At 65.5% G+C, this 20,671-nt stretch carries 14 protein-coding genes; 9 read left to right on the forward strand and 5 right to left on the reverse strand.

The window, feature by feature from the left end:
• The first annotated feature begins 24 nt into the window (after positions 1-24).
• Positions 25-750, forward strand: coding sequence for a nucleoside phosphorylase (locus tag AArcSl_RS14350; RefSeq protein ID WP_119820782.1), 726 nt, complete (start codon positions 25-27; stop codon positions 748-750).
• Here AArcSl_RS14350 and AArcSl_RS14355 read toward each other — a convergent pair whose 3' ends face one another.
• Positions 751-1,935, reverse strand: a complete 1,185-nt coding sequence (locus AArcSl_RS14355; RefSeq protein WP_119820785.1) for an NAD-binding protein — start codon at positions 1,933-1,935, stop codon at positions 751-753.
• Between the two features lie 161 nt (positions 1,936-2,096).
• Here AArcSl_RS14355 and AArcSl_RS14360 point away from each other — a divergent pair, with 161 nt between their 5' ends.
• Positions 2,097-2,516 carry an S-layer protein gene (locus AArcSl_RS14360; protein WP_119820788.1) on the forward strand — a complete coding sequence of 140 codons (420 nt, stop codon included), beginning with the start codon at positions 2,097-2,099 and terminating at the stop codon, positions 2,514-2,516.
• 24 nt (positions 2,517-2,540) lie between these two features.
• On the opposite strand, the gene AArcSl_RS14365 is transcribed toward AArcSl_RS14360, so the two are convergent.
• The 3 genes from AArcSl_RS14365 to AArcSl_RS14375 form a co-directional block, all read right to left on the reverse strand.
• Positions 2,541-4,346 (reverse strand): DNA mismatch repair protein, encoded by a 1,806-nt coding sequence (locus tag AArcSl_RS14365; RefSeq protein WP_119820791.1) that lies wholly within the window; start codon positions 4,344-4,346, stop codon positions 2,541-2,543.
• Positions 4,347-4,415: 69 nt separating this feature from the next.
• Complete coding sequence (locus AArcSl_RS14370) at positions 4,416-6,308, reverse strand: DEAD/DEAH box helicase (protein WP_119820793.1); 1,893 nt, start codon at positions 6,306-6,308, stop codon at positions 4,416-4,418.
• A 76-nt stretch (positions 6,309-6,384) separates the two neighbouring features.
• Complete coding sequence (locus AArcSl_RS14375; RefSeq protein ID WP_119820796.1) at positions 6,385-7,026, reverse strand: hypothetical protein; 642 nt, start codon at positions 7,024-7,026, stop codon at positions 6,385-6,387.
• A 200-nt stretch (positions 7,027-7,226) separates the two neighbouring features.
• On the opposite strand from AArcSl_RS14375, the gene AArcSl_RS14380 reads away from it, so the two are divergent.
• The 5 genes from AArcSl_RS14380 to idsA3 all read left to right on the forward strand — a co-directional run bounded on the left by AArcSl_RS14380 (position 7,227) and on the right by idsA3 (position 15,926).
• Positions 7,227-9,146, forward strand: a complete 1,920-nt coding sequence (locus AArcSl_RS14380) for a COG1361 family protein (RefSeq protein ID WP_119820800.1) — start codon at positions 7,227-7,229, stop codon at positions 9,144-9,146.
• Between the two features lie 3 nt (positions 9,147-9,149).
• Positions 9,150-11,618 (forward strand): efflux RND transporter permease subunit, encoded by a 2,469-nt coding sequence (locus tag AArcSl_RS14385; protein WP_119820803.1) that lies wholly within the window; start codon positions 9,150-9,152, stop codon positions 11,616-11,618.
• Between the two features lie 75 nt (positions 11,619-11,693).
• On the forward strand, positions 11,694-13,271 hold the full coding sequence (gpmI, locus tag AArcSl_RS14390; RefSeq protein ID WP_119820806.1) for a 2,3-bisphosphoglycerate-independent phosphoglycerate mutase: 1,578 nt from the start codon (positions 11,694-11,696) through the stop codon (positions 13,269-13,271).
• A 220-nt stretch (positions 13,272-13,491) separates the two neighbouring features.
• Entirely contained in the window at positions 13,492-14,838 is a 1,347-nt protein-coding gene (locus AArcSl_RS14395) for a ribonuclease J (RefSeq protein ID WP_119820809.1), read from the forward strand.
• On the forward strand, positions 14,835-15,926 hold the full coding sequence (gene idsA3, locus AArcSl_RS14400) for a geranylfarnesyl diphosphate synthase (protein WP_119820812.1): 1,092 nt from the start codon (positions 14,835-14,837) through the stop codon (positions 15,924-15,926). Before AArcSl_RS14395 ends, idsA3 begins: the two co-directional genes overlap by 4 nt.
• A gap of 31 nt (positions 15,927-15,957) precedes the next feature.
• Here idsA3 and AArcSl_RS14405 read toward each other — a convergent pair whose 3' ends face one another.
• The gene (locus AArcSl_RS14405) at positions 15,958-18,186 is read right to left on the reverse strand and encodes a DUF7527 domain-containing protein (RefSeq protein WP_119820815.1); all 2,229 of its coding nucleotides are present in this window, start codon (positions 18,184-18,186) and stop codon (positions 15,958-15,960) included.
• A 140-nt stretch (positions 18,187-18,326) separates the two neighbouring features.
• On the opposite strand from AArcSl_RS14405, the gene AArcSl_RS14410 reads away from it, so the two are divergent.
• The gene (locus AArcSl_RS14410; RefSeq protein WP_119820819.1) at positions 18,327-19,142 is read left to right on the forward strand and encodes a prephenate dehydrogenase/arogenate dehydrogenase family protein; all 816 of its coding nucleotides are present in this window, start codon (positions 18,327-18,329) and stop codon (positions 19,140-19,142) included.
• Positions 19,142-20,659 carry a small ribosomal subunit Rsm22 family protein gene (locus AArcSl_RS14415; protein WP_119820822.1) on the forward strand — a complete coding sequence of 506 codons (1,518 nt, stop codon included), beginning with the start codon at positions 19,142-19,144 and terminating at the stop codon, positions 20,657-20,659. Before AArcSl_RS14410 ends, AArcSl_RS14415 begins: the two co-directional genes overlap by 1 nt.
• The last annotated feature ends 12 nt before the right edge of the window (positions 20,660-20,671 follow it).

Consider the following 20,671-nt stretch of genomic DNA (forward strand, 5'->3'; position numbering starts at 1 on the left):
GGTCCACACCGACGAGTTCGGGATATGGCCAAACAGCCGCACCTGCTCGTCGAGGAGGGCGACGTAACCGACATCGCGATCATCCCGGGAGATCCGGGGCGCGTCGATCGAATCGCCGCCCAGTGTGAGAACGTCGAGGAGGTTTCACAGAATCGGGAGTACAAGGTCGTCAACGCCACCTACGACGGCCGCCCGGTGACGATCTGTTCGACCGGGATCGGCTGCCCCTCGGCGGCGATCGCCCTCGAGGAGCTCTCCCGCGTCGGCGTCGAGACGTTCCTGCGGTGTGGCACCACCGGCGCCCTCCAGGAGGGCATCGAGATCGGCGACATGGTGGTCGCCACTGGCGCTGCCAAAGAAGAGGGAACCAGCAAGCGCTACGAGCCCGAGGTGTACCCGGCGGTGCCCGACTACGGGGCGCTGTCTGCACTCGTCGACGCCGCCGAGGAGAACGACGAGGATGTCCACGTCGGACCGATCGTCTCAGACGACGCCTACTACAACGAATCCGACGAGTACATCGTCGACTGGGAGGACGCCGGACTGCTCGCGATCGAGATGGAGGCGGCGGCGGTGTTCTCGCTGGGCCGCCGGAAGGGGCTGGCCGCCAGCGCGATCTGTACCGTCGACGGCAATCTCGTCGAGGGCACTCAAAAGGGTGCGACCGACGACGAGGAACTCCCCGAAAAGGCCAAGAACAACGTCGAACGTGCGATCGCGATCACGCTCGAGGCAGCGACTGAATTGTAGTCAGTCTTCGTCGTCGGGGTCGGGAGAATCACCCAGGATGTCGGCGACCAGTCGGTCGGTGTCGTCGGTGTCGTCGGTGCCGAGCGCAGACTCGACGAGCAGGTGACCGCCGATCGCGGCTGGGCTCACCACCTCGTCTGCGCCGGCCCGGCGGAGCTTGTTCACGTTTTCCCGCTGGGTCGCGGCGGCGACGATCCGGACGTCGGGGTTGAGCTGCCGGGCGGTGAGGATCGCCAGCGCGTCCTGTGCGTCGTTGTTCGTCGCAACGAGCACCGCCCTGGCAGTGCCGATCCGAGCCTGCTGTAACGGCTCCACGTCGCTCGGATCCGCCGTCAACACCGGGATCTCCCGACTGGAGAGCTGCCGGGTAATGTTCTCTTCGGACGTGACGACGACGAATTCGATGTCGTCAGCCGCGGCGAGTTCTTCGAGTATCGGTTCCGTCAGTTCCCCGTACCCGAGCACGAGGACGTGGTCTTCCAGGAGTTCGAACTGTGTTTCTGTCATTCTTCCGAGTGCTTTCGAGAGCTGCGCTTCGATGGCAGGCGTGATCAGGACCCCGAGCGCGACCGCAAACGCAGCGACGTTCAAGATCAGCACCGAGAGGCTGAACAGCCGGCTGATCTCTGTCGTCGCGTGGACGTCACCGTAGCCGACGGTGCTCGCGGTGACGACCGTGTAGTAGAACGCGTCGGTGATGGTGACGATGCCCTCGAACTCATCGCGCAATGCATACGAGCCTAATGTGCCATACAGAAGCGCCGTCACGAGGGCCGTCCCAGCCGCCAGTTGCGTTGGCGAAGGGGAAACCGGGCGTCTGAACCGACGGCGGTTGATCACGAGTGCCGGGACAGCAAGCCCCGACAGCACGACCAGGGGATACGCGAACGGCGACGTCTGCAGGAGACCCTGGGCGGCCGTCACCGGGAGCAACACGATCGTCGCGTACCAGCCGAGGCGGTAGCCGCGCGCGAGGGCGAACGCGCCAAGCAGCATCACGAAGCCGGTGATGGTGCCGGTGAAGCCCACCGTCTGGCGGACGATCGGGGGGACAAACTCCACGAGCGGTCCCTCGACGCCGCCGGTGGCGATGTGGACGAGCCCGACGACGATCGACAGCACGCCCACGAGAAACGTGAGCACCACTGCCGCCCGCGCGGAAACCCACTCGCGGCTCCACTCCATGGCCGGCACCTCGGCGTCGGAGATATAAATGGCTGCGCTTCCCTCTCGGGAACGAGGCCAATCGCGATGATTGTTCACAAACGTCCACTGGGTACAGTTATCACCGTACAATATACAGAAATATCTGAAAATTCATCCGTGTGGGTTGGTTCGGTCACAACATGGGACGACAATCCCTTACCCGCCGACGCTTCGGTACAGGTCTCGCTGCCCTCACTGTTGTCGGTCTTGCCGGCTGTACGGGCGAGGATAACGGCGAAGAGACGGGGGACGAACAGGAGTTCGACCTCGATAACCCCGGAGATCTCACCATCCACCTCGAAAACGAGGACGGTGAACCGGTATCCTCCGGCGTGGTCGTGACGATCGAAAGCGTCGAGGAAGACTTCAGCGCCAACTTCCAGACCGCCATCCAGGACGGGGAACTCTCCGGTGCGAGCCTCATCTACGAGGGCGAGTACCGCATCACGGTCGAGAGCACCGAAGACGAGTTCGATCCCGTCGAGGAAACCGTCACGCTGGAGGAAGACGAAGACGAAACCGTGACGATCGTACTCGAGGGTGCAACCGGCGACGAATAGCGTCGAGCGACTCCGCGTTCCGTTTTATCTCTCCCATCGCGCGTCCGACAGCGTCCGCTGAACCGCCTCCTCGCCGACTGCCTCCGCCAACTTCTCGAACCCCTGTCGTGCGGCCCGGTCCCGGGCGTTCGCGACCAGCCGGGAGACGATGAACTCCGGGGTCGACTTGCCGATCGTTCCGAACCGGGGCTGGTAATCTACCTCGAGTTCGAGGTCCTGTGTGAGTCCCTCCGCGAAGATCCCGTCCACGCGGGCGGAATCGGGAAGCGGACTGAGATCGTCTGCGAGGTGGGTGACGTACACGCCGAGCGCGTCGCGGGAAACCGTAAGTTCGACGAGCCCGTTCAACAGGTCCGCCGCCCGGCCGGGTTCGGTGATCGCCTCGAACTCGTCGACCAGCATCAGCGTCCGGTCCTCGTCCGACAGCGGTGGCACGATACTTTTCAGTGTCGACTCCAGCACGCCGGCGTTGAAGGAAGCGTGACGTCGGTGAAAGACCACGGTGTCGAAGCGCCCGACAGTCGCCCGGTCGGCCGGCACCGGCAGCCCCATGTCGGCGAGCAAGGTCACCTGACACAGCGTCTCCAGGAGAGTCGTCTTCCCGCCGGAGTTGGCGCCGGTGAGGACCGCGACGCGATCGCCCGAGGGCGGCGCGGGTTCGCCTCCGTTCGAGGTGCCGGCGAGATCGTGCTCCCCCACCGCGTACGTCACCGGCTGGACCTCCCCCGAGAGGAAAAGGTTCCGCGCGTTCGAGACTGCAAGCACCGCCTCGTCGACCAGCGTCGGCTTCTGTAAGTCGTGAGCTGCGGCGAACCGCCCCAGCGAGAGCGCAAAGGCGATGTCGTCGACCGCAGCGATCGCCGCCTCGACGTCCTCGTCGGCGGTGGCGACGTCTTCCTGTAGCTCCGCGGCGACCTCCCGCTCCCGGTCGGTGACGCGCTCGCGCTGCTCGGCCACCAGTTCCCGGAGCGTCCGGCTGACGTAATCGGAGGCGTCGACTGCGTCGTCGGGCGCCGCCGACCGGATCTCGCCGGTCGAGAGGCCGGTTTCGCTTGCCACGTACTCCACGACGCCGCTTTGAAACGCCTCGAGATCCTGGGCCCCTCGTTCGCGAACCGTCTCGATCACGTCGAAGGCGGCGTTTTCCAGCTCCTCGACTGCCTCCAGCTCCTCCCGCAGCCGGTCGAGGCGACCATCGGTCCCGGACCGAACCGCCAGGTCGTCGGAATCCGCCTCGGCGACAGCGGCGCCCGGCGGGGCAGAATCCGCGAGTCTGACAGCTCCCAGGGCGTCGGCGGCGTCGGAGAGCCCACCCTCGTCGAGGTCGGCAAGCGCCCCGAAGGTCCCGCCCCGAAAGCCGGCCTCCCGGAGCGAAAGCGCAGCCCGCACTGCGGCCCGGTCGGTGGCGCCGGCGTCGTCGTAGGCGGCAAACGCCTCCGTGACCCGTTCGCGGGTCGGTTCCTCGAGGTCAATCCAGGCGTCCCGGGCTGCCGTCACCGTCTCGAGTCGCTCCCGTCTGGCCCCGTCGCTCGACAGGGGGGACATCACCCGAATCCGATCGCCCGCCCGTTCGGTCAGGGCATAGGAGGCCGCAAGCGACAGCAGCTCGTCGTACACGTCTCGGGCGTCGGAGGTACCGAACCGGTCGACGTCGCCGTCGGCGTTCGCGCGCCGCAGGATCCGAACCACGCGCCCCCGGGGGATCCCCGCGTCGACGAGCGCACCGATGTCCGCCGACTCGATCGCCTCGACGGCGCGTTCGGCCCCCAGTTCCGCTTCGAGCCGCTCGCGCGTCTTCGGCCCGACGCCCCAGTACGCTTCCAGTTGCATGTCCGGGGCGACGGGCGGTTTTTACTTATAAGATCGGATGCCGACCCGAGCAGCCCTCAAAAGGGCACCTCAGCCGCTCACGTTCGTCTCCCGCACGCGGATCCCCTTGCCAGCCAGGTGGCGGAGCTGCCGCCGGGCGAACTCCTCCTCGCGGCTCCCGCGGGTGGCGAGTACGAACACCAGCGCCGACCCGGCCGGACGCATCGTCCGACCCGCCCGCTGGGCGCCCTGCCGCCGGGAGCCGCCCAGTCCCGACGCCAGGATCGCCACCTCGGCGTCCGGGAGGTCGATCCCCTCGTCGGCGATCCGGGAGACGACGAGGGTCCGCCGCGTCCCCTCGCGGAGCTCGGAGAACAACTGTTCGCGACGGTAGTGAGGCGTGTCGCCGCTGACGAACGGCACCGATAGGGCCTCGGCGATCTTCTCGCCCTGGTCGAGGTAGTCGACGAACACGAGCGCCTTGCGATCGTCGTGTCTGGCGAGCAGGTACTCTACCTCGTCCAGTTTGGCGGGGTTCTGTGCGGCCAGTCGGTAGCGTTCCCGCCCGTCGGTGCTCGTGTACTCGTTTCTCGCCGTGTCGTCGCGCCATGGAACGTACCGGATCTCGAGTTCGGGCTCCTGGACGAACCCCGCCTCGAACAGCGCGTCCCAGTCGGTGCCGATCGGTGGCCCGATGAGCGTGAAGATCTCCGCCTCGCTTTCGTCCTCCCGGACCGGCGTCGCCGACAGCCCGAGCCGGTGGACCGCCTGGAGGTCGGCGCTGCGGCGGTAGACGTCGCTGGGGACGTGATGGACCTCGTCGTAGACGATCAGCCCCCACTTGCGGGAGTCGAACAGTTGACGATGTCTGTCCATCCCGGCGGTCTGGTAGGTCGCGATCGTGACCGGCCGGATCCGCTTTTCGCCGCCGTGGTAGGCGCCGATCTGCTCGCGAGTGAGGTCCGTGTGCGCGAGCAGTTCCTCCCGCCACTGTTCGGCGAGTTCGCGGGAGGGAACCAGAATCAGGGTCTCGCCGTCGACGGCGGCGATCGTCGCGATTGCGGCGACAGTCTTCCCGCTTCCGGGCGGCCCGACGAACACCCCCGCCTGTTTGTCGAGGAACGACTCGACCCACGACTGCTGGTATTCGCGCAGGTCCGTGGTGAGTTCGACGTCGAGACCGTCGCCGGTCTCCAGTTCGCGGTCGTCGACGACGGGGTAGCCGGCGTCGTACAGCGTCCGCTTGATCCCGGCGATACGGTCGCCGTTGATCCACGCCTCGGTGTCGGAGATCGGTGCCCGGATCGCGTCCTCGTCGAGTTTCTCCTCGGCGACGTTGCCCATCAAGCTCTCGGAGGCTGCCTCGAGCACGACGTAGCCGTCCTCGTGGGTGTACAGACGAAACTGGTGGGCGCGCTCCCACTGGTCTTCCATCCACTCCTCGAGGTGTGAATACCGCCGTGGGAGAGCGGATCGAACGGTCGACAGCAGTTCCTCGAACTCCTCGAACGGCGCGACCCAGACGTCTTCGGGCCGGACCCGGTAGAGGTACCCTCGAGTCCCGGGGTCGGTTCCGGTCGTGTCCACGAGATGGGCGAACTGCGTCAGTTGTGCCCGGGTGTACTGGGTGGGCTGATCGACGACGATCTCCCGCCGGGTCGGAAAGACGACGACACGCTCGCGACGCGCCAGTTTGCGCCACTCCGTGGGGTAGTACACGACTGGGTCAGTCTCCACGTCGACCCGTTCGATCTCTCCTCGCCTTGCGAGGTCGTCGAGCGCGTCCCTGGCCTGTGCCTGGGTACAGTCAAGTCGACGGGCAGCCTGCTGGGCGGTCAGTACGGGACGCTCTTCGCGCTCGACGACGTCGAGGAACCGGGAGAGCTGGATGGGGGTGGCGTCAGCGTCGGGGTCGGAGGGGTTCCCCTCGGTGTCGGTGTCGGGGGCGTTCCCTTCGGCGTCCGAATCGCCTCCGTCGGTCATCGGGGGCCGTATGGGACCAGGCGGGATACGGGTTGCGGCTGCCGGTCGTTTCCCGGATCGGGCTACATGCCCGACATCAGTCCGTGTCTGCCGACAGTTCGATCACTGCCCGCGACTGGGTGGGACGCCGGAGCGTCCCGTCGAAGTACTCGGCGAGTCGCTCCAGGAACGATTCGTCCGTATCGTCGGTGACCGCGAGTTCGATACGCCCGTACCTGGTCACGTCGTGTCCGTGTTCGAGCGCCAGCGAGAACAGTTCCCTGGACGTTATCGGCTGTCCAGTCTCGAGCCGGGCGGCGATCTCTTCGTGGGCCATCTCCACGCTCGTCTCGACGTCGAAACGGACGTCGACATCAACCATCGCCTCGAACTGGTCGGCGGCGTACGCTTCCTCCGCGCTGCGTACGGCCGGAACGAGGGCGTCTTCGAAATCTACACCCTGCTCTTTCAGTCCCAGATACGCGAACGCGATCATCGCCGTCACCCCGTCGAGCAACTGGTCGTCGTCCCCGACCGGCTCGAACACTTGTCGTCGATCCTTCTTCGAGAGCATCTGGACCAGGAGGTCGAAATCGAGAATGGCGTCGGTGACTCGCTGCCGGATGCGTGCCTCGGCGTTTCGCTTCGAGCCCTCGTGAGTCATCTCCCGTCTCCCGAGGAGATACGCCCTGTCTGCCTCCGTAAGGAAACCGCGGTCGCGGTTGATATCCGTGTTCATAATCGGATTTGGATTATCAATAATCCATTCATGAACATACTTAATAGTATAGGTCCCATGATCTGGGCTATCAGAATGCGATTTGACGTTCGTTCGACACGGCCCTGGAGAAAGCGCCTATACAAAACGATTGTTCCTCTCCGTGCGGCGATACCGCGTCGAAGTCGCCGGGGATCGCTCTTTTCGAGGAGTGATCGTCCGTGATCGCCCGCAGGTGGCTGGCGGTCGGGATCTCGGTGGTAGCGATCCTCGCCCTGCTGAGTGTTCCCGTTGCGGGCGAGATATTCACGCGGGGTGAACCCGATATCGACGTGTATCTTCCGGAAAACGAAGTCTCACCCGGCGAGGTCACCACCCTCGAGTTACAGCTCCAGAACGATGGTGATCTCTCGGCCGGAACCCAGCGCGAGGCCGTGACGACCGCCCGGAGCGTCACCGTCGAAGTCAGGGACTCCGGCCCCTTCGAACTCCGAACCGGCACGACCCCTGTGGGAACCATCCAAGACGGTATGACCGTGCCCGCGCCCGTCGGGATTACCGTCCCCGAAGACCTCGAACCCGGCGAGTACGAAATCGACGTCCGGGTCCGGTACTCCTACACACAACAGATTCAGGCGGACGCGAACTTCGCACAGGACCGCACCGCCAGAGACACCCACACGCTGACGGTGAAGGTCCTGCCCGATTCACAGTTCGAAATCGTTTCCGTTACGGGTGACGTCCAGCCCGGCTCCGGCGGCGACGCCACCGTCGAGATCCGCAACGTCGGCTCGGAAACCGCCCAGCAGGCCCGGGCGACGATCGTCGGCGGCGGCGGACTCGTCTTCGATGACGGCACCGCCGAAACCTTCCTCGGCGACCTCGAACCCAACGAATCAACCACCGTCGACGTCGACGCGTCGCTGGCGCCGGACGCAACCCAGTCGCCGAAACCCGTCTCGGCCACCATCCAGTACCGCGACGGCGACGGCCGAGATCTCGAAGCCCCCGCACGCAACGGGAGCCTCGCCCCCATCGCCGCCCAGGAGTTCGACGTCCGCGATCTCGACAGCGCGCTATCGGTCGGCTACGGCGGAGAAATCACCGCCACCGTCGTCAACGAAGGCCCCCGGACGGTCTCGGGTGCGACCGTCGCGCTCGAGGCGGACTCCCCCGCCGTAACGCTTGAAGAACCGCGTGCGCCGATCGGCACGCTCGATCCCGGCGAATCGACGACCGTCCGGTTCGACGCGGGCGTCGCCTCCGACATCGATCCCGGCCTCCGGGAAGTATCGTTCGTCGTCGAGTACGACGACGAGGCCCAAGACGACCTGCGCTCCGATCGGATGAAACGCGTCGTCGCCATCGAGGATCGCCAGTTCGAAGTGGTGGATCTGGCGGACACGCTGTCGGTGGGCTACGACGGGGAAATCACGGGGACACTGGTCAACGACGGGCCGGTGCCGATCGAGGACGGCGTGTTGACGATCGAACCGGCGACGGAGTCGTTGTTCGTCGAGGAGCGACGGTTCGCGTTGCCGCACCTCGAGCCGGGCGAGTCGGCCGCGTTTGCGTTCCCCACCGACGTCAGTGGACAGGCGGATGCGGGGCCTCGACAGGTGAGCTTCACCGTCGAGTACCGGAGCGCGACGGACAAGCGGGTGCAGTCCGAGACGATTACCCGACGGGTTATGGTAGAACCCAAGCGTCCGGAGTTTGCGCTGTCGAGTCCTGACGCTCGGGTGGATGCCGGCGGCGAGACGACATTGGAGATCGAAATCACGAACGAGCGACCGGAAACGCTGTCGAACATCGACGCGCGACTGTACGCGGAAAGCCCGTTCGACTCGACGAGCGACGAAGCGTTCGTTTCGACGTTGGAGTCGGGCGAAAGCGCAACGCTACAGTTCCACCTGTCGGCGGACCAGGGGACAATGGCAAAAACCTACCCCGTCGAACTGGACTTCCAGTACGACACCGAACGCGGTGACACCGTCCTCTCCGATACGTATCAGTATCCCGTCGAGGTGATTGAACCCGAGGACGGCGACGATGGCTGGGAGACACTCCTGCTTGTGATCGGAGCGGTGCTCGTGATAGCCGGGATCGTCGGTGGGGTTCTCCTCTTCCGGCGGCGTTGAGAGATGTCCAACAACGACCCGATTACCCGAGGGATAAACCGGCTCATCGTGGGCCATCCCTGGAAGGTGGTAGTGGGGTTTCTACTGGCAACAGTGGTGCTCGCCGGCGGGCTCGGCGCCGTCGAACAGGAGGCTGGCGGCGGGCAATACACCGCCGGACTCGAAGAGGAGCAGGCACTCGAGGATATGGAGGCGGAATTCGAGGCTGGGATCCGGTCGGGCGGCGGGGCAAGCGCGGTGATCGTGATCAGCGACGAGCGGAACGTCCTCTCGAAGTCGTCCCTGGAGCGTATGCTGTTGCTACAGTATCGGCTCGAAACGCGCGACAGGCTACGGATCAGCTCCACGACCAGCCCCGCCGACGCCGTCGCCATGGCGCTCGATCCGGACGCAAGAACCGTAGAAGGTCGGCTGCGTGCCGTGACTAGCGCTACCCAGCAGCAAGTACAGCACGCCGTTCGAGCCGCGGCGGCGGATGACGGGCTGGGAGCGGTCAGCGAAGACTTCTCGGAAGGATCCGCGAGCGCATCCGTAGTGCAGATGGGCGTCTCCTACGACCTTCCGCCGTCCGCAGACGATGACGATGCATTGGCCCTCCAGCAACGTACTCAAGGGGTCGTCGACGGGGTAGACGGCTACGACGAAGGGGAAAACGCGATCGTGTTCAGCACCGAGTTGACCGATCAGGAGGTGGTCGGGGTGCTCGGCGATACCGCGATTATCGTGTTCCCTGCCGCCATCCTGTTGATCTCGTTTTTCCTCCTCCTGGCGTATCGCGACCCGATTGATCTAGCCGGGGGCGTACTCACGCTCGCGATGACGCTGGTATGGGTGTTCGGCCTGATGGGATATCTCGGGATACCGTTCTCGGATGCCTTGACGCCCATCTTGCCGCTGTTGCTCGCAGTCGGGATCGACTTCGGGATCCACATCATCAACAGATACCGGGAGGAGCGCGACAACGGAAAGCCGATCGGGGAGGCGATGGAGATCACCGGTTCGCAGCTCTCGGCGGCGTTCCTCATCGTCGCCGCGACGACCGTCGCCAGCCTGGCGGCGAACCTCGCGAGTCCGTTCGATGCCCTCCAGGAATTCGGTATCGTCGCCTCCATCGGGCTCGTGTTCACGTTCCTCCTGTTTGCCGTCTTTCTCCCTGCTGGCAAGGTGGCCACCGATAGATTCCGGGAACGATTCGGCATCCCGACGTTTGGGACGGCTCCGCTGGGTCACGAGAACTCTTTCATTGGGCGGACCCTCCCAGTGAGTGTTCGGTTCGCCAAGGTCGCACCCGTCGTTATCGTTCTCGTCGTCGCAGTCGCCACCGGTGGGATCGCGTACTACGGAACCGGTATCGATACGGAGTTCTCTCAGGACGCGTTCTTCCCGGAAGAGGATCGGGTCGAACGATATCAGGAGGTACTGCCGGATCCGATCGCCCCCGGTGACTACTCGTTTATCAAGGTAAACCGCGTTCTCGAAGACGATTTCGACCAGGGGGTGATCGGGTCAGTCACCGTCTTTATCGACGACATCGACATCCGGTCTGACGGCGCCCTCCGGGACCTCGACAGGGCTCATCGGAACCCACCGGAGACGTTTGCGACGACCGACCGTCGGGCGGAAGCAAACAGCGTGGTGTCGATCATGAGAGCGCAGGCGGACACCGATTCCGAGGTGAACAACGCCGTGAGGCGAAACGACCGCACCGGCGACGGCGTGCCGGATCGGAACGTCGAGGAGGTGTACGACGCTCTGTTCGAAGCCGACGAGGAAACGGGGGTGTACCTGACCGAGGACCGAACCGCGACGCGGATCGAGTACCAACTGACGTCCGACGCCGACGCATCGACGGCCACAGCAAACGCCCGCGAGATCGCAAAACAGCTCGAACTAGATGCGACCGCGACAGGGGAGCTCGTCGTCAATCAGGCAGTCATCGAACTGCTGACCGAGTCCTCGATCAGATCGCTCGGCGTGGCGTTCCTGCTTACGACCATCGTCCTCGTCGCGAGCTATCGGCTGCTCGAAGGGAGAGGCGTGTACGGACTGCTCAACCTGTTTCCCGTGCTCGTCGGGGTCGCCGTCCTCGCCGGCTCGATGCGGCTGTTCGGCATTCCACTGACCCCGATCAACGCGCCGATATTCGCCCTCTCGATCGGTCTCGGGGTCGACTATACCGTCCATCTCATGCATCGCTACGTCGACGAGCGGGAAACGACAGACGACCCGGTGGAAGCGCTCGTTATCTCCATACGCGGGACGGGCGGCGCATTGACCGGGAGCATGCTCACGACCGTCAGCGGAATCGGCATCCTGTATCTGGCGTTGATTCCGGTGATCTCGGAGTACGGAATATTGATCGCGTTGGGTGTGCTGTACGCGTATCTCGCCGCTATTCTCGTCTTGCCCCCGACGATCCTTGCCTGGGAGCGGGTGAGAACGATCCGACGCTCACAGGAACACGTGCCTTGACTGTCTTCCGTCGCCTCGAACGGAAACCCGCGTCAAAGAGGAACGGACTTAAAACGCCCTCCCTACGGGGGAGACATGGACGTTGCGCTCGTGATTCTCGACGGCTGGGGGCTGGGCGATCACGACCGGCTCGACGCGGTGAAAGCTTCCGACACGCCGACATTCGACGCCTGCGCCGACGCAGGCGCGGACGGAACCCTCGAGGTGTCGGGTCGCCGCGTGGGCCTCCCGGCCGGACAGATGGGAAACAGCGAGGTGGGACATCTCAATATCGGCGCCGGACGGGTGGTAAAACAGGCGTACACCCGGATCAACGACGCGATAGCCGACGGGAGCTTCCGCGAGAACGACGCGATCCGGTCCGCCCTGTCGTACGCCGACGAGAATGACGGTTCGGTCCACCTGATGGGGCTGGTCTCGGACGGCGGCGTCCACTCGGATCTCCGGCACTTCGAGGCGCTCGTCGAACTGTGCGCTGACGCGGACGTGCCTGCCGTCATCCACGCGTTTACGGACGGGCGCGACACCGACCCCTACGGCGGAGCGGAGTTCCTCTCGCGGCTCGAATCGGCGATCGACGACGCCGGGACCGGCCACGTCGCCACCGTCTCGGGGCGCTATTACGCGATGGACAGGGACCACAACTGGGAACGCACGAAACGGGCCTACGACGCGATCGTCCACCGGGAGGCGGATCACGAGGCCCCTTCGGCTGTCGACGCGGTCGAGTCCTCCTACGATCGGGGAGATACCGACGAGTTCGTCGAGCCGACGGTCGTCCGTTCCCGAAACCCGGACCGCCGTGAGGAGGACTGGCAGCTCGCGGACGGCGATGCGGTCGTCTTCGTCAACTTCCGCGGGGACCGTGCGCGACAGCTCGTCCGGATGCTCTCGGACACCCAACCGGAGTGGCCCTTCGAGACGGACCCCCCGGAGACGCAGCTCGTGACGATGACCGAGTACGACCGGACATTCGAGTTCCCGGTGGCGTTTCCACCCGAGGAACCGACGGAGACGCTCGGAGAGGTTTTCGCGAACGCGGGGCACAGTCAGTTGCGGATCGCCGAATCCGAGAAGTACGCCCACGTGACGTACTTCCTCAACGGCGGACGGGAGGTCGAGTTCGACGGGGAGATCCGCCGAATCGTCGAGAGCCCCGACGTTCCCACCTACGATCTGCAGCCGGAGATGTCCGCCGCCGGCGTGACCGACGCGGCGATCGGCGTGATCGAGACCGCCGATCCCGACCTGGTGGTGCTCAACTACGCGAACCCGGACATGGTCGGTCACACCGGCGACTTCGGGGCGGCCGTCGAGGCCGTCGAGGCCGTCGACGAGCAGCTGGGGCGGCTACTCGCGGCGATCGACGCGGCCGGCGGGCACGCGATCGTCACTGCCGATCACGGGAACGCAGACGACATGGGGACTCCCGAAGAGCCGCACACTGCACACACCTGCAACCCCGTACCGTTCGTGTACCTGGCACCGACCGGCGGCGACGGGGTCGAGGAATCCGGCTCGACCGCGACGGATCGCTCCGGCGGCTACCGCGTTCGTGAGGGGGGCTCGCTTTGTGACATCGCTCCGACAGTGCTCGACCTTGTGGGGCTCGACCGGCCGGACGCGATGACGGGAACGGCGCTGCTGGAGTGAAGCGTATCCGTACAGCGTTCTCACGCGGTCGTGTCGGCAGACCCACGAATCCACGCCTTTTTATTACCAGCGTGATATGGTCCCTGTACCGACTCCCGCGGGACACTGGCCGCCGACGTCGATGCCGAGGTCGGCGGGCCAGAGCGGGGACCAGCGACCGACGTGTTGGAACGCGCCGGGGCCGTTGCCCCCACAGCGGGTACGATACTTGGAGGAAACTATGGAAATAGAAATCGCAACAATCGGCGGATTCGAAGAGGTCGGGCGCCAGATGACGGCGGTCCGTGCGGGCGAGGACGTCGTCGTCTTCGACATGGGCCTGAACCTCTCGCAGGTACTGATCCACGACAACGTGGAGACCGAACAGATGCACAGTCTCGATCTGATAGACATGGGCGCGATCCCGGACGACCGGGTGATGTCCGACCTCGAGGGGGACGTACAGGCGATCGTGCCGACACACGGCCACCTCGACCACATCGGCGCCATCTCGAAGCTCGCTCACCGGTACAACGCGCCGGTGGTGGCAACACCCTACACGATCGAGCTGGTGAAACAGCAGGTAAAAGGCGAAAACAAGTTCTCCGTCGACAACGACCTCGTAAAGATGGATGCCGGCGGGACGATGTCGATCGGACCGCAGTGCGAACTCGAATTCGTCAACGTCAGCCACTCGGTAATCGACGCCATCAATCCGGTGCTCCACACGCCGGAAGGGTCGGTCGTCTACGGGCTCGACAAGCGCATCGACCACAACCCGGTGATCGGCGACCCGATCGACATGGAGCGGTTCCGCGAGATCGGCCGCGAGGACAACGGCGTGCTCTGTTACATCGAAGACTGCACCAACGCCGGACACAAGGGTCGGACGCCGAGCGAATCGGTCGCCAGGACCCACCTGAAGGACACGCTCCAGTCCATCGAGGACTACGACGGCGGCATCGTGGCGACGACGTTCTCGAGTCACATCGCCCGGGTGAAGTCGCTCGTCGAGTTCGCCGAGGAAATCGGCCGCAAACCCGTGCTGCTCGGTCGATCGATGGAGAAGTACTCCGGCACCGCAGAACGGCTGGACTTCGTCGAGTTCCCCGGCGATCTCGGGATGTACGGTCACCGCAAGAGCGTCGACCGGACGTTCAAGCGGATCATGAAGGAGGGCAAAGAGAAGTTCCTCCCCGTGGTGACCGGACACCAGGGAGAGCCGCGCGCGATGCTCACCCGGATGGCCCGCGGCGAGACACCCTTCGAGCTCGACGACGGCGACAAGGTCATCTTCTCGGCGCGGGTAATCCCCGAGCCGACCAACGAGGGACAGCGCTACCAGGCCGAACGCCTGCTGAAGATGCAGGGTGCCCGGATCTACGACGAGATCCACGTCTCGGGACACCTTCGAGAGGAGGGTCACTACCAGATGCTCGACGCCCTCCAGCCCCAGCACGTCATCCCCGGCCACCAGGACCTCCAGGGCTTTGCTCCCTACGTGGACCTGGCGGAGTCACAGGGGTACGCGGTCGGCCGTGACCTTCACGTGACCAGAAACGGGAACATGATCACACTGGTGGAATGACACAGACCGCCGAGGAACGCGTCCTGGAAGCGATCCGGAAGCGACGCGAACTGGTGAACGGGTCCATCGACGAGGAGTTGCCGATCGGCAAGCCCGAGCGGCTCTACGAGGCCTCGCGGTACATCCTCGAGGCCGGCGGCAAGCGCCTCCGGCCGACGGTGACGCTGCTCGCAGCGGAGTCGCTGTCGGACATCGAACCGTTCTCACAGGAGTATCGGTCGTTCCCGACGCCCAGTTCCGACCGCGCCGGTCCGAACGCTATCGAGGGGACGACCACGGACGGCGCCGACCGGATCGACGTCCTCCGTGCGGCCGTCGCGATCGAGATCGTCCAGTCGTTCACGCTTATCCACGACGACATCATGGACGACGACGATCTCAGGCGCGGAGTTCCGGCGGTACACAAGCAGTACGACACCTCGACGGCGATCCTCGCGGGCGATACCCTCTACTCGAAGGCGTTCGAGTTGATGACCGACACCGGGGCGACACCGCACAACGGCCTGGAGACGATGCGGCTGCTCGCGACCACCTGCACGAAGATCTGCGAGGGACAGGCGCTGGACGTCGCCTTCGAGAGCCGAAACGACATCCTCCCCGACGAGTACCTCGAGATGGTGGAACTCAAGACGGCGGTCCTCTACGGGGCCGCCGCGTCGACGCCGGCGGTGCTTTTCGGCACGGACTCGGACGTCTCCGAGGCGCTGTACCGGTACGGGATCGACTCGGGACGCGCGTTCCAGATCCAGGACGACGTCCTGGATCTCACCGTCCCGAGCGAGAAACTCGGCAAGCAGCGTGGCTCCGACCTCGTCGAGAACAAGGAGACGCTCATCACGCTTCACGCCCGTCAACAGGGGATCGACGTCGACGACCTGGTCGAGACGGAGGACGTGGACGCAGTGACGGAAGCGGAGATCGACGACGCCGTAGAGGCCCTCGAAGCGGCCGGAAGCATCGACTGGGCCCGCGAGAAGGCCCGCGACCTCACCGAGCGGAGCAAAGACCACCTCTCGGTCCTGCCGGACAACGACGCGCGGCAGCTCCTCGAGGAGCTTGCGGACTACCTCATCACTCGCGGATACTGAACCCCCGTTCCGACGGTCCCGCCGCGCCGGTTCAAAGCTCCGGCACGTTGAGGTGGAACCCACCTTCGCGGGTTTCGACCAGACAGAGGTGGAAGCCGTTTTTCCGGGAGAGTTTCACGAAGCTCGCCCGCTTGCTGCGGTTGAGCAGCCCGCCGCCGGTCGCATCGGCCACGGCGTCGAGCGCGCCGGGGTCGAAGAAGCTCGCAGTGACCGAAAGCGCTGCCGCGAGTCCGTCGTGTTTCCCCGCGACGGAGACGGCATCGGAGACCAGCGTGTCGACCATCGGCTGGGTTGTCGGCTCCCTGGAGTCGTTCAGGTTCGCGACGAACAGCGGATCGCCCATCCGGTCGCGGAACACGACATCGAACTCGAACGCCTCGTTTTCCCGCTGTCCGTCCTCGCCGGTGCTCGAAACCGCGACGGTGCCGTCGAACTCGACGCGATCGATTTCGGGAATCGCGTCGTACAGGTCGCGGAGCCTGTCGACGTTGCCGGTTTCGCGGATCTCGAAGGGGAGCTGTTGGACGACCCAACGGCAGAACGTGTATTCGACCGTGTCCCGGAGGAACTCCCGATAGGCAACCCCATCGACGAGGAGATCCTCCTCCTCGAAGGTGGTGTGATGCTCCAGTTTGAGGTTCGATGAAAGCTCCTCGCGGGTCGCCTCCCCCGCATGGACAGCGTCGAGCGTCGGCTTCCCCTTGGACTCGTAGCGAACGAACAGGTTTGTCCCGGAGATCGCCGCCTCGGGCTCCATCGTCCGGTCGCCCTCGGGGACGTCGCCGGCCGTCGCCGACAGTTCGTCCCGGAGTCGTTCGATCTCCGTCTCCAGTTCCTCGACCCGGTCTTCGAGTTTCGAGGCCCGTTCCCGGAAACGGTCGCGTTCGGTTGTGAGCTCCTCGCGCCGCTCTTCGAGCGCCTCTTTCCTGTTTCGTTCCTCCTCGAGGGCGGCTTCGAGCTCCTCGATCCGGCTTTTCAGCGCGTCCGTGGCTTCGTCGGTCGCCTGTGGGTCGGCCGTGCCGGACGCCGCCCTGGACCCGTCACCGGACCGCCGACCGGCCGCGTCTCGGGTCGGTTCGACCTCCTCGCGTTCCCGCGAGCTCCGTCCGGATCGGCGTTCGACCGCGTTTCGACGGCCAGAGCGGTCCTGGGGACTCCGTCCCGGGCCCGTTTCGTCCCGAAGACGGGCAGTTTCCTCGGGATCCAGCGCCGGAATCGTCTGTGCCTGACGCCAGGCAGCCTCCTCGGAAAAGACGCCATCGGCTCCGTCAGTCCCCGATCGGTCGGTTTCCGATCGGGATCTTCTCTCCGGCGAGTTCGGCTGTCGCGGTGGTTCGGCCCCGTCGGATTCGTCCGGAGAGGCACCACCCTCGACCGATTCCGTGCTCGTAGCGTCCGTCCCCGCGTCCGACCCGGCGTCAACAACGATTTCCGCGTCGGCGTCCTGGTCGGCCGCTTCGTCGTCCTCTCTTTCGGTCGCTTCGTCGTCCTCTCTTTCGGCCGCTTCGTCGTCCTCTCTTTCGACCTCTTTTTTGCTCTCCGCGGAGGAAGGCCCCGAATCGGAGCCGACCCGTTCGACCGACTCCGGTTCGCCGGGATCCGTCTCGTCGGCGGTCGCCTGGTCCGGAGACGTGTCCCCTGTCGTCGCGTCCTCACTCCGCGACCCCTCTACCGACTTGCTCTGTGAATCCGAGACGGCTGTCGATTCCTCCGGTTCCGCCGGCTCCGGGAGTTCGACGATATCGAGATTGACGTCGTAAACCTCGTAGATCCCCACCTCGTCGTCTGCGCGCTCGAAGGCTTCCTCGCCAGTGTAGAGGGTTTCGTTGTTGCCGACGAAAGCGACTCCGGTCGACTTCCCTCCGGAGTAGACGACGTAGTAATCCCCCGAGAGCACGTTCTCGGAGAGTTCGACGTACCCGGTGAATCCCCCCTCAGAGAGGGTTTCGTCGACGGTGGAGATCGGAGTCTCTTCGGTGTAATACTGTGCCCTGGACTCGCCGCTTTTCTCCTGCATTGCGAAAAGCAACGCGAGTGACGGGTCCGGCGCCACGTAGGCGGTCCCGTCGGCGTCCTCGAACGCCGAGAGGTCCCCCCCGTAGACGCCCACGATTCGTCCGTTGACGAGCACCGCCCACGCCGCGCCCTCAGTGACCGCGCCGGAGAAGCCGCGGTCGACGAGCGAGCGCAGGCCGTCGTAGCCGCCGTCGAACGGTCGCGTCTCCCACTCGGTCATCCGCTCTGTCCGCTCGGGTTTCATTGACCTTATTTCCCGAGAGCCGAGGCAAATACTTTCCGGAGCGGTCCGTCCCGTCGAAACGGAGGCCGAGCCGTCGAGACCCCCGCCGGTCGTGAACGTATCCGAACCCCTTAACCGATCCCCGCGACATGGGTGAACTGATGCGCCTGCTCGTGGTCGGTGCGGGGGAGATGGGCCGGTGGGTCGCCGACGCGATCGCGGCGTCCCCGGACGCCTTCGACGGCGACGTCTCGGTTACGTTCGCGGACGCGGACCGCGAGGTAGCAGAAGACGCCGCCGCCACCCGCGATGCTGCGGTGTACCCGTCCGACGCCGAACCGGGATCGGAGGGGCCGTTCGACGCAGTCTGTCTCGCCGTGCCGATCCCGGCTGTCGAGCCGGCGATCGCCGAGTGGGCACCGGCCGCCGACGGTGCCCTGTTCGACGTCGCCGGAACGATGGGGCTACCGCTTTCCGCCATGCGGTCGGCCGCGGCTGAAGCCGACGGTACCGTCCGCGAGTACGGCAGCTTCCACCCGCTTTTTGCACCCCCACGGACGCCAGGCACAGTCGCGTTCGTCCCCGGCGAGGACGGGCCGCTGCTTTCGGGCGTCCGCGAGGCGATCCGCGCGGGCGGAAACGAGGTGTTCGAAACGACCGCGGCCGAACACGACGCCGCCATGGAGACCGTTCAGGCGAGCGCCCACGCCGCCATCCTCGCGTACGGACTCGTCGCCGCCGACGCCGACGTCCGCGAGGAGTTTCACACCCCGGTGTCCGAGCGTCTCGAAGGGCTCGTAGAGACGGTCACCGAGGGATCACCGGACGTGTACGCCGACATCCAGCTCGCGTTCGACGGGGCCGAATCCGTCGCAGCGGCCGCAAGCCGGATCGCCGACGCGAGAGGGGACAGGGAGGCGTTCCGGACGCTGTACCGCGAGGCCGGGACCGCTCGGCGGAGGGAGAGACACGAGTAATGATCGACAGAACCGCCGTCGTGAACAACGCGAAGTATCTGCGGAACGTCCGCCCGATCGATCCCGACGAACTGGTCGATTACCTCGAGGAGAGCGCCCATCCGGGCGTCGTCAGGCGTATCCTCCGAGAGGAGGCGTTCGACCTCGGACTGTTCGAGCGCCCGGACGGCACGTTCGTTCCCGTCGCGGACGAACCCGTCCACCCACGGGGCTGGGAGCCCGAGTCGTTTCCGGAGCCGTACGCGTTCGCGTTCGAGGAACTGCTCGTGGAACAGTACGGCCCGGACTGGCACACGGGAGCGACTGGGGATCGCCTGCGGACGACGATCGACCGCCTGAAAGCCGACTACTTCCACGGCAACGACGTCACCTACGACGAAGACGCCGCCTTCGGCTACGCAATATACCACCTCCCGGACTACTACGCAGTGATGGGATACGTGCTGGAAGAACTCGCGGAGCCCGGACACCTCCCTCGACGGCTCCGCGTTTTGGATGTCGGCGCAGGGACCGGCGGTCCGGCGCTGGGACTGTGTGATTACCTGTTCGGACGCCCGGACGCCGACCCGCCGAACTCCCCGGAGGCGACGTCCGCCCCCGAATCGGCGACAGACAGTTCCGACGCCACAGGTCCGATCGTCGACTACCACGCCGTCGAACCGAGCGCAAACGCCGACGTTCTCGAAGCACTCCTCGAGGAAACCGACCGCAACTTCCGAACCGAGATCCACCGCGAGCGGATCGAAGCGGTCGACCCGGCGTCGCTCGTCTCCGGTGACGGCTCGAAAGGTTGGGATCTCGTCGTCTTCGGCAACGTCCTCTCGGAACTCGAGGAGCCACAACGCGAGGTCGAACGCGGCCTCGACGCGCTGGCCGAGTCGGGATCGCTCGTCGCACTCGCGCCGGCCGACCTGGAGACGTCGACGGGTCTCAGAGCCGTCGAACGGGCCCTCGCACGCGACCGGGAGGACGTCACCGTCTACGCCCCTGAGCTTCGTCTGTGGCCCGGCGCGGAGCCGTCCGATCGCGGGTGGTCGTTCGCGGTCGCTCCCGACCTCGAGGTGCCGTCGTTCCAGCGACTGCTCGACGAGGCCGCCCCTCGCGGTCCCGAGGACGAGCCGGGACGATACGTGAACGTCGACGTGCAGTATTCGTACTCGATTCTCCGGCGGGACGGACGGAGACGGTTCCCGATCCGGGCGAATACGAACCGACACGCCCGGATGGCAGAAAGCGACCGCCACGTGACCCGGCGGATCGACCTGCTCGCGGTGAAGCTGAGCGAGAACCTCGCCGACGGGGACGCGAACCCGCTGTTCAGGATCGGCGACGGGAGCCAACAGTTCGACCATTATGCGGTTCTCACCCGGGAGTCGGGCCTCAATCGGGCGCTCCGTGAAGCGCCGTACGGGGCGGTACTCGAATTTCAAAACGCCCTGCTGCTGTGGAACGACGACGAGGGCGCGTACAACCTGGTCGTCGACGGGGAAACGACAGTCGACATCGCGGCGGCGTGACGCTCGCGTCGG

The sequence above is a fragment of the Halalkaliarchaeum desulfuricum genome, assembly GCF_002952775.1.
Lineage (GTDB): Archaea > Halobacteriota > Halobacteria > Halobacteriales > Haloferacaceae > Halalkaliarchaeum > Halalkaliarchaeum desulfuricum.

Coding starts and splice junctions, on each gene's coding strand:
- AArcSl_RS14350 (WP_119820782.1), top strand. CDS start 25: ATGGCCAAACAGCCGCACCTGCTCGTCGAGGAGGGCGACGTAACCGAC.
- AArcSl_RS14355 (WP_119820785.1), bottom strand. CDS start 1,935: ATGGAGTGGAGCCGCGAGTGGGTTTCCGCGCGGGCGGCAGTGGTGCTC.
- AArcSl_RS14360 (WP_119820788.1), top strand. CDS start 2,097: ATGGGACGACAATCCCTTACCCGCCGACGCTTCGGTACAGGTCTCGCT.
- AArcSl_RS14365 (WP_119820791.1), bottom strand. CDS start 4,346: ATGCAACTGGAAGCGTACTGGGGCGTCGGGCCGAAGACGCGCGAGCGG.
- AArcSl_RS14370 (WP_119820793.1), bottom strand. CDS start 6,308: ATGACCGACGGAGGCGATTCGGACGCCGAAGGGAACGCCCCCGACACC.
- AArcSl_RS14375 (WP_119820796.1), bottom strand. CDS start 7,026: ATGAACACGGATATCAACCGCGACCGCGGTTTCCTTACGGAGGCAGAC.
- AArcSl_RS14385 (WP_119820803.1), top strand. CDS start 9,150: ATGTCCAACAACGACCCGATTACCCGAGGGATAAACCGGCTCATCGTG.
- gpmI (WP_119820806.1), top strand. CDS start 11,694: ATGGACGTTGCGCTCGTGATTCTCGACGGCTGGGGGCTGGGCGATCAC.
- AArcSl_RS14395 (WP_119820809.1), top strand. CDS start 13,492: ATGGAAATAGAAATCGCAACAATCGGCGGATTCGAAGAGGTCGGGCGC.
- idsA3 (WP_119820812.1), top strand. CDS start 14,835: ATGACACAGACCGCCGAGGAACGCGTCCTGGAAGCGATCCGGAAGCGA.
- AArcSl_RS14405 (WP_119820815.1), bottom strand. CDS start 18,186: ATGAAACCCGAGCGGACAGAGCGGATGACCGAGTGGGAGACGCGACCG.
- AArcSl_RS14410 (WP_119820819.1), top strand. CDS start 18,327: ATGCGCCTGCTCGTGGTCGGTGCGGGGGAGATGGGCCGGTGGGTCGCC.
- AArcSl_RS14415 (WP_119820822.1), top strand. CDS start 19,142: ATGATCGACAGAACCGCCGTCGTGAACAACGCGAAGTATCTGCGGAAC.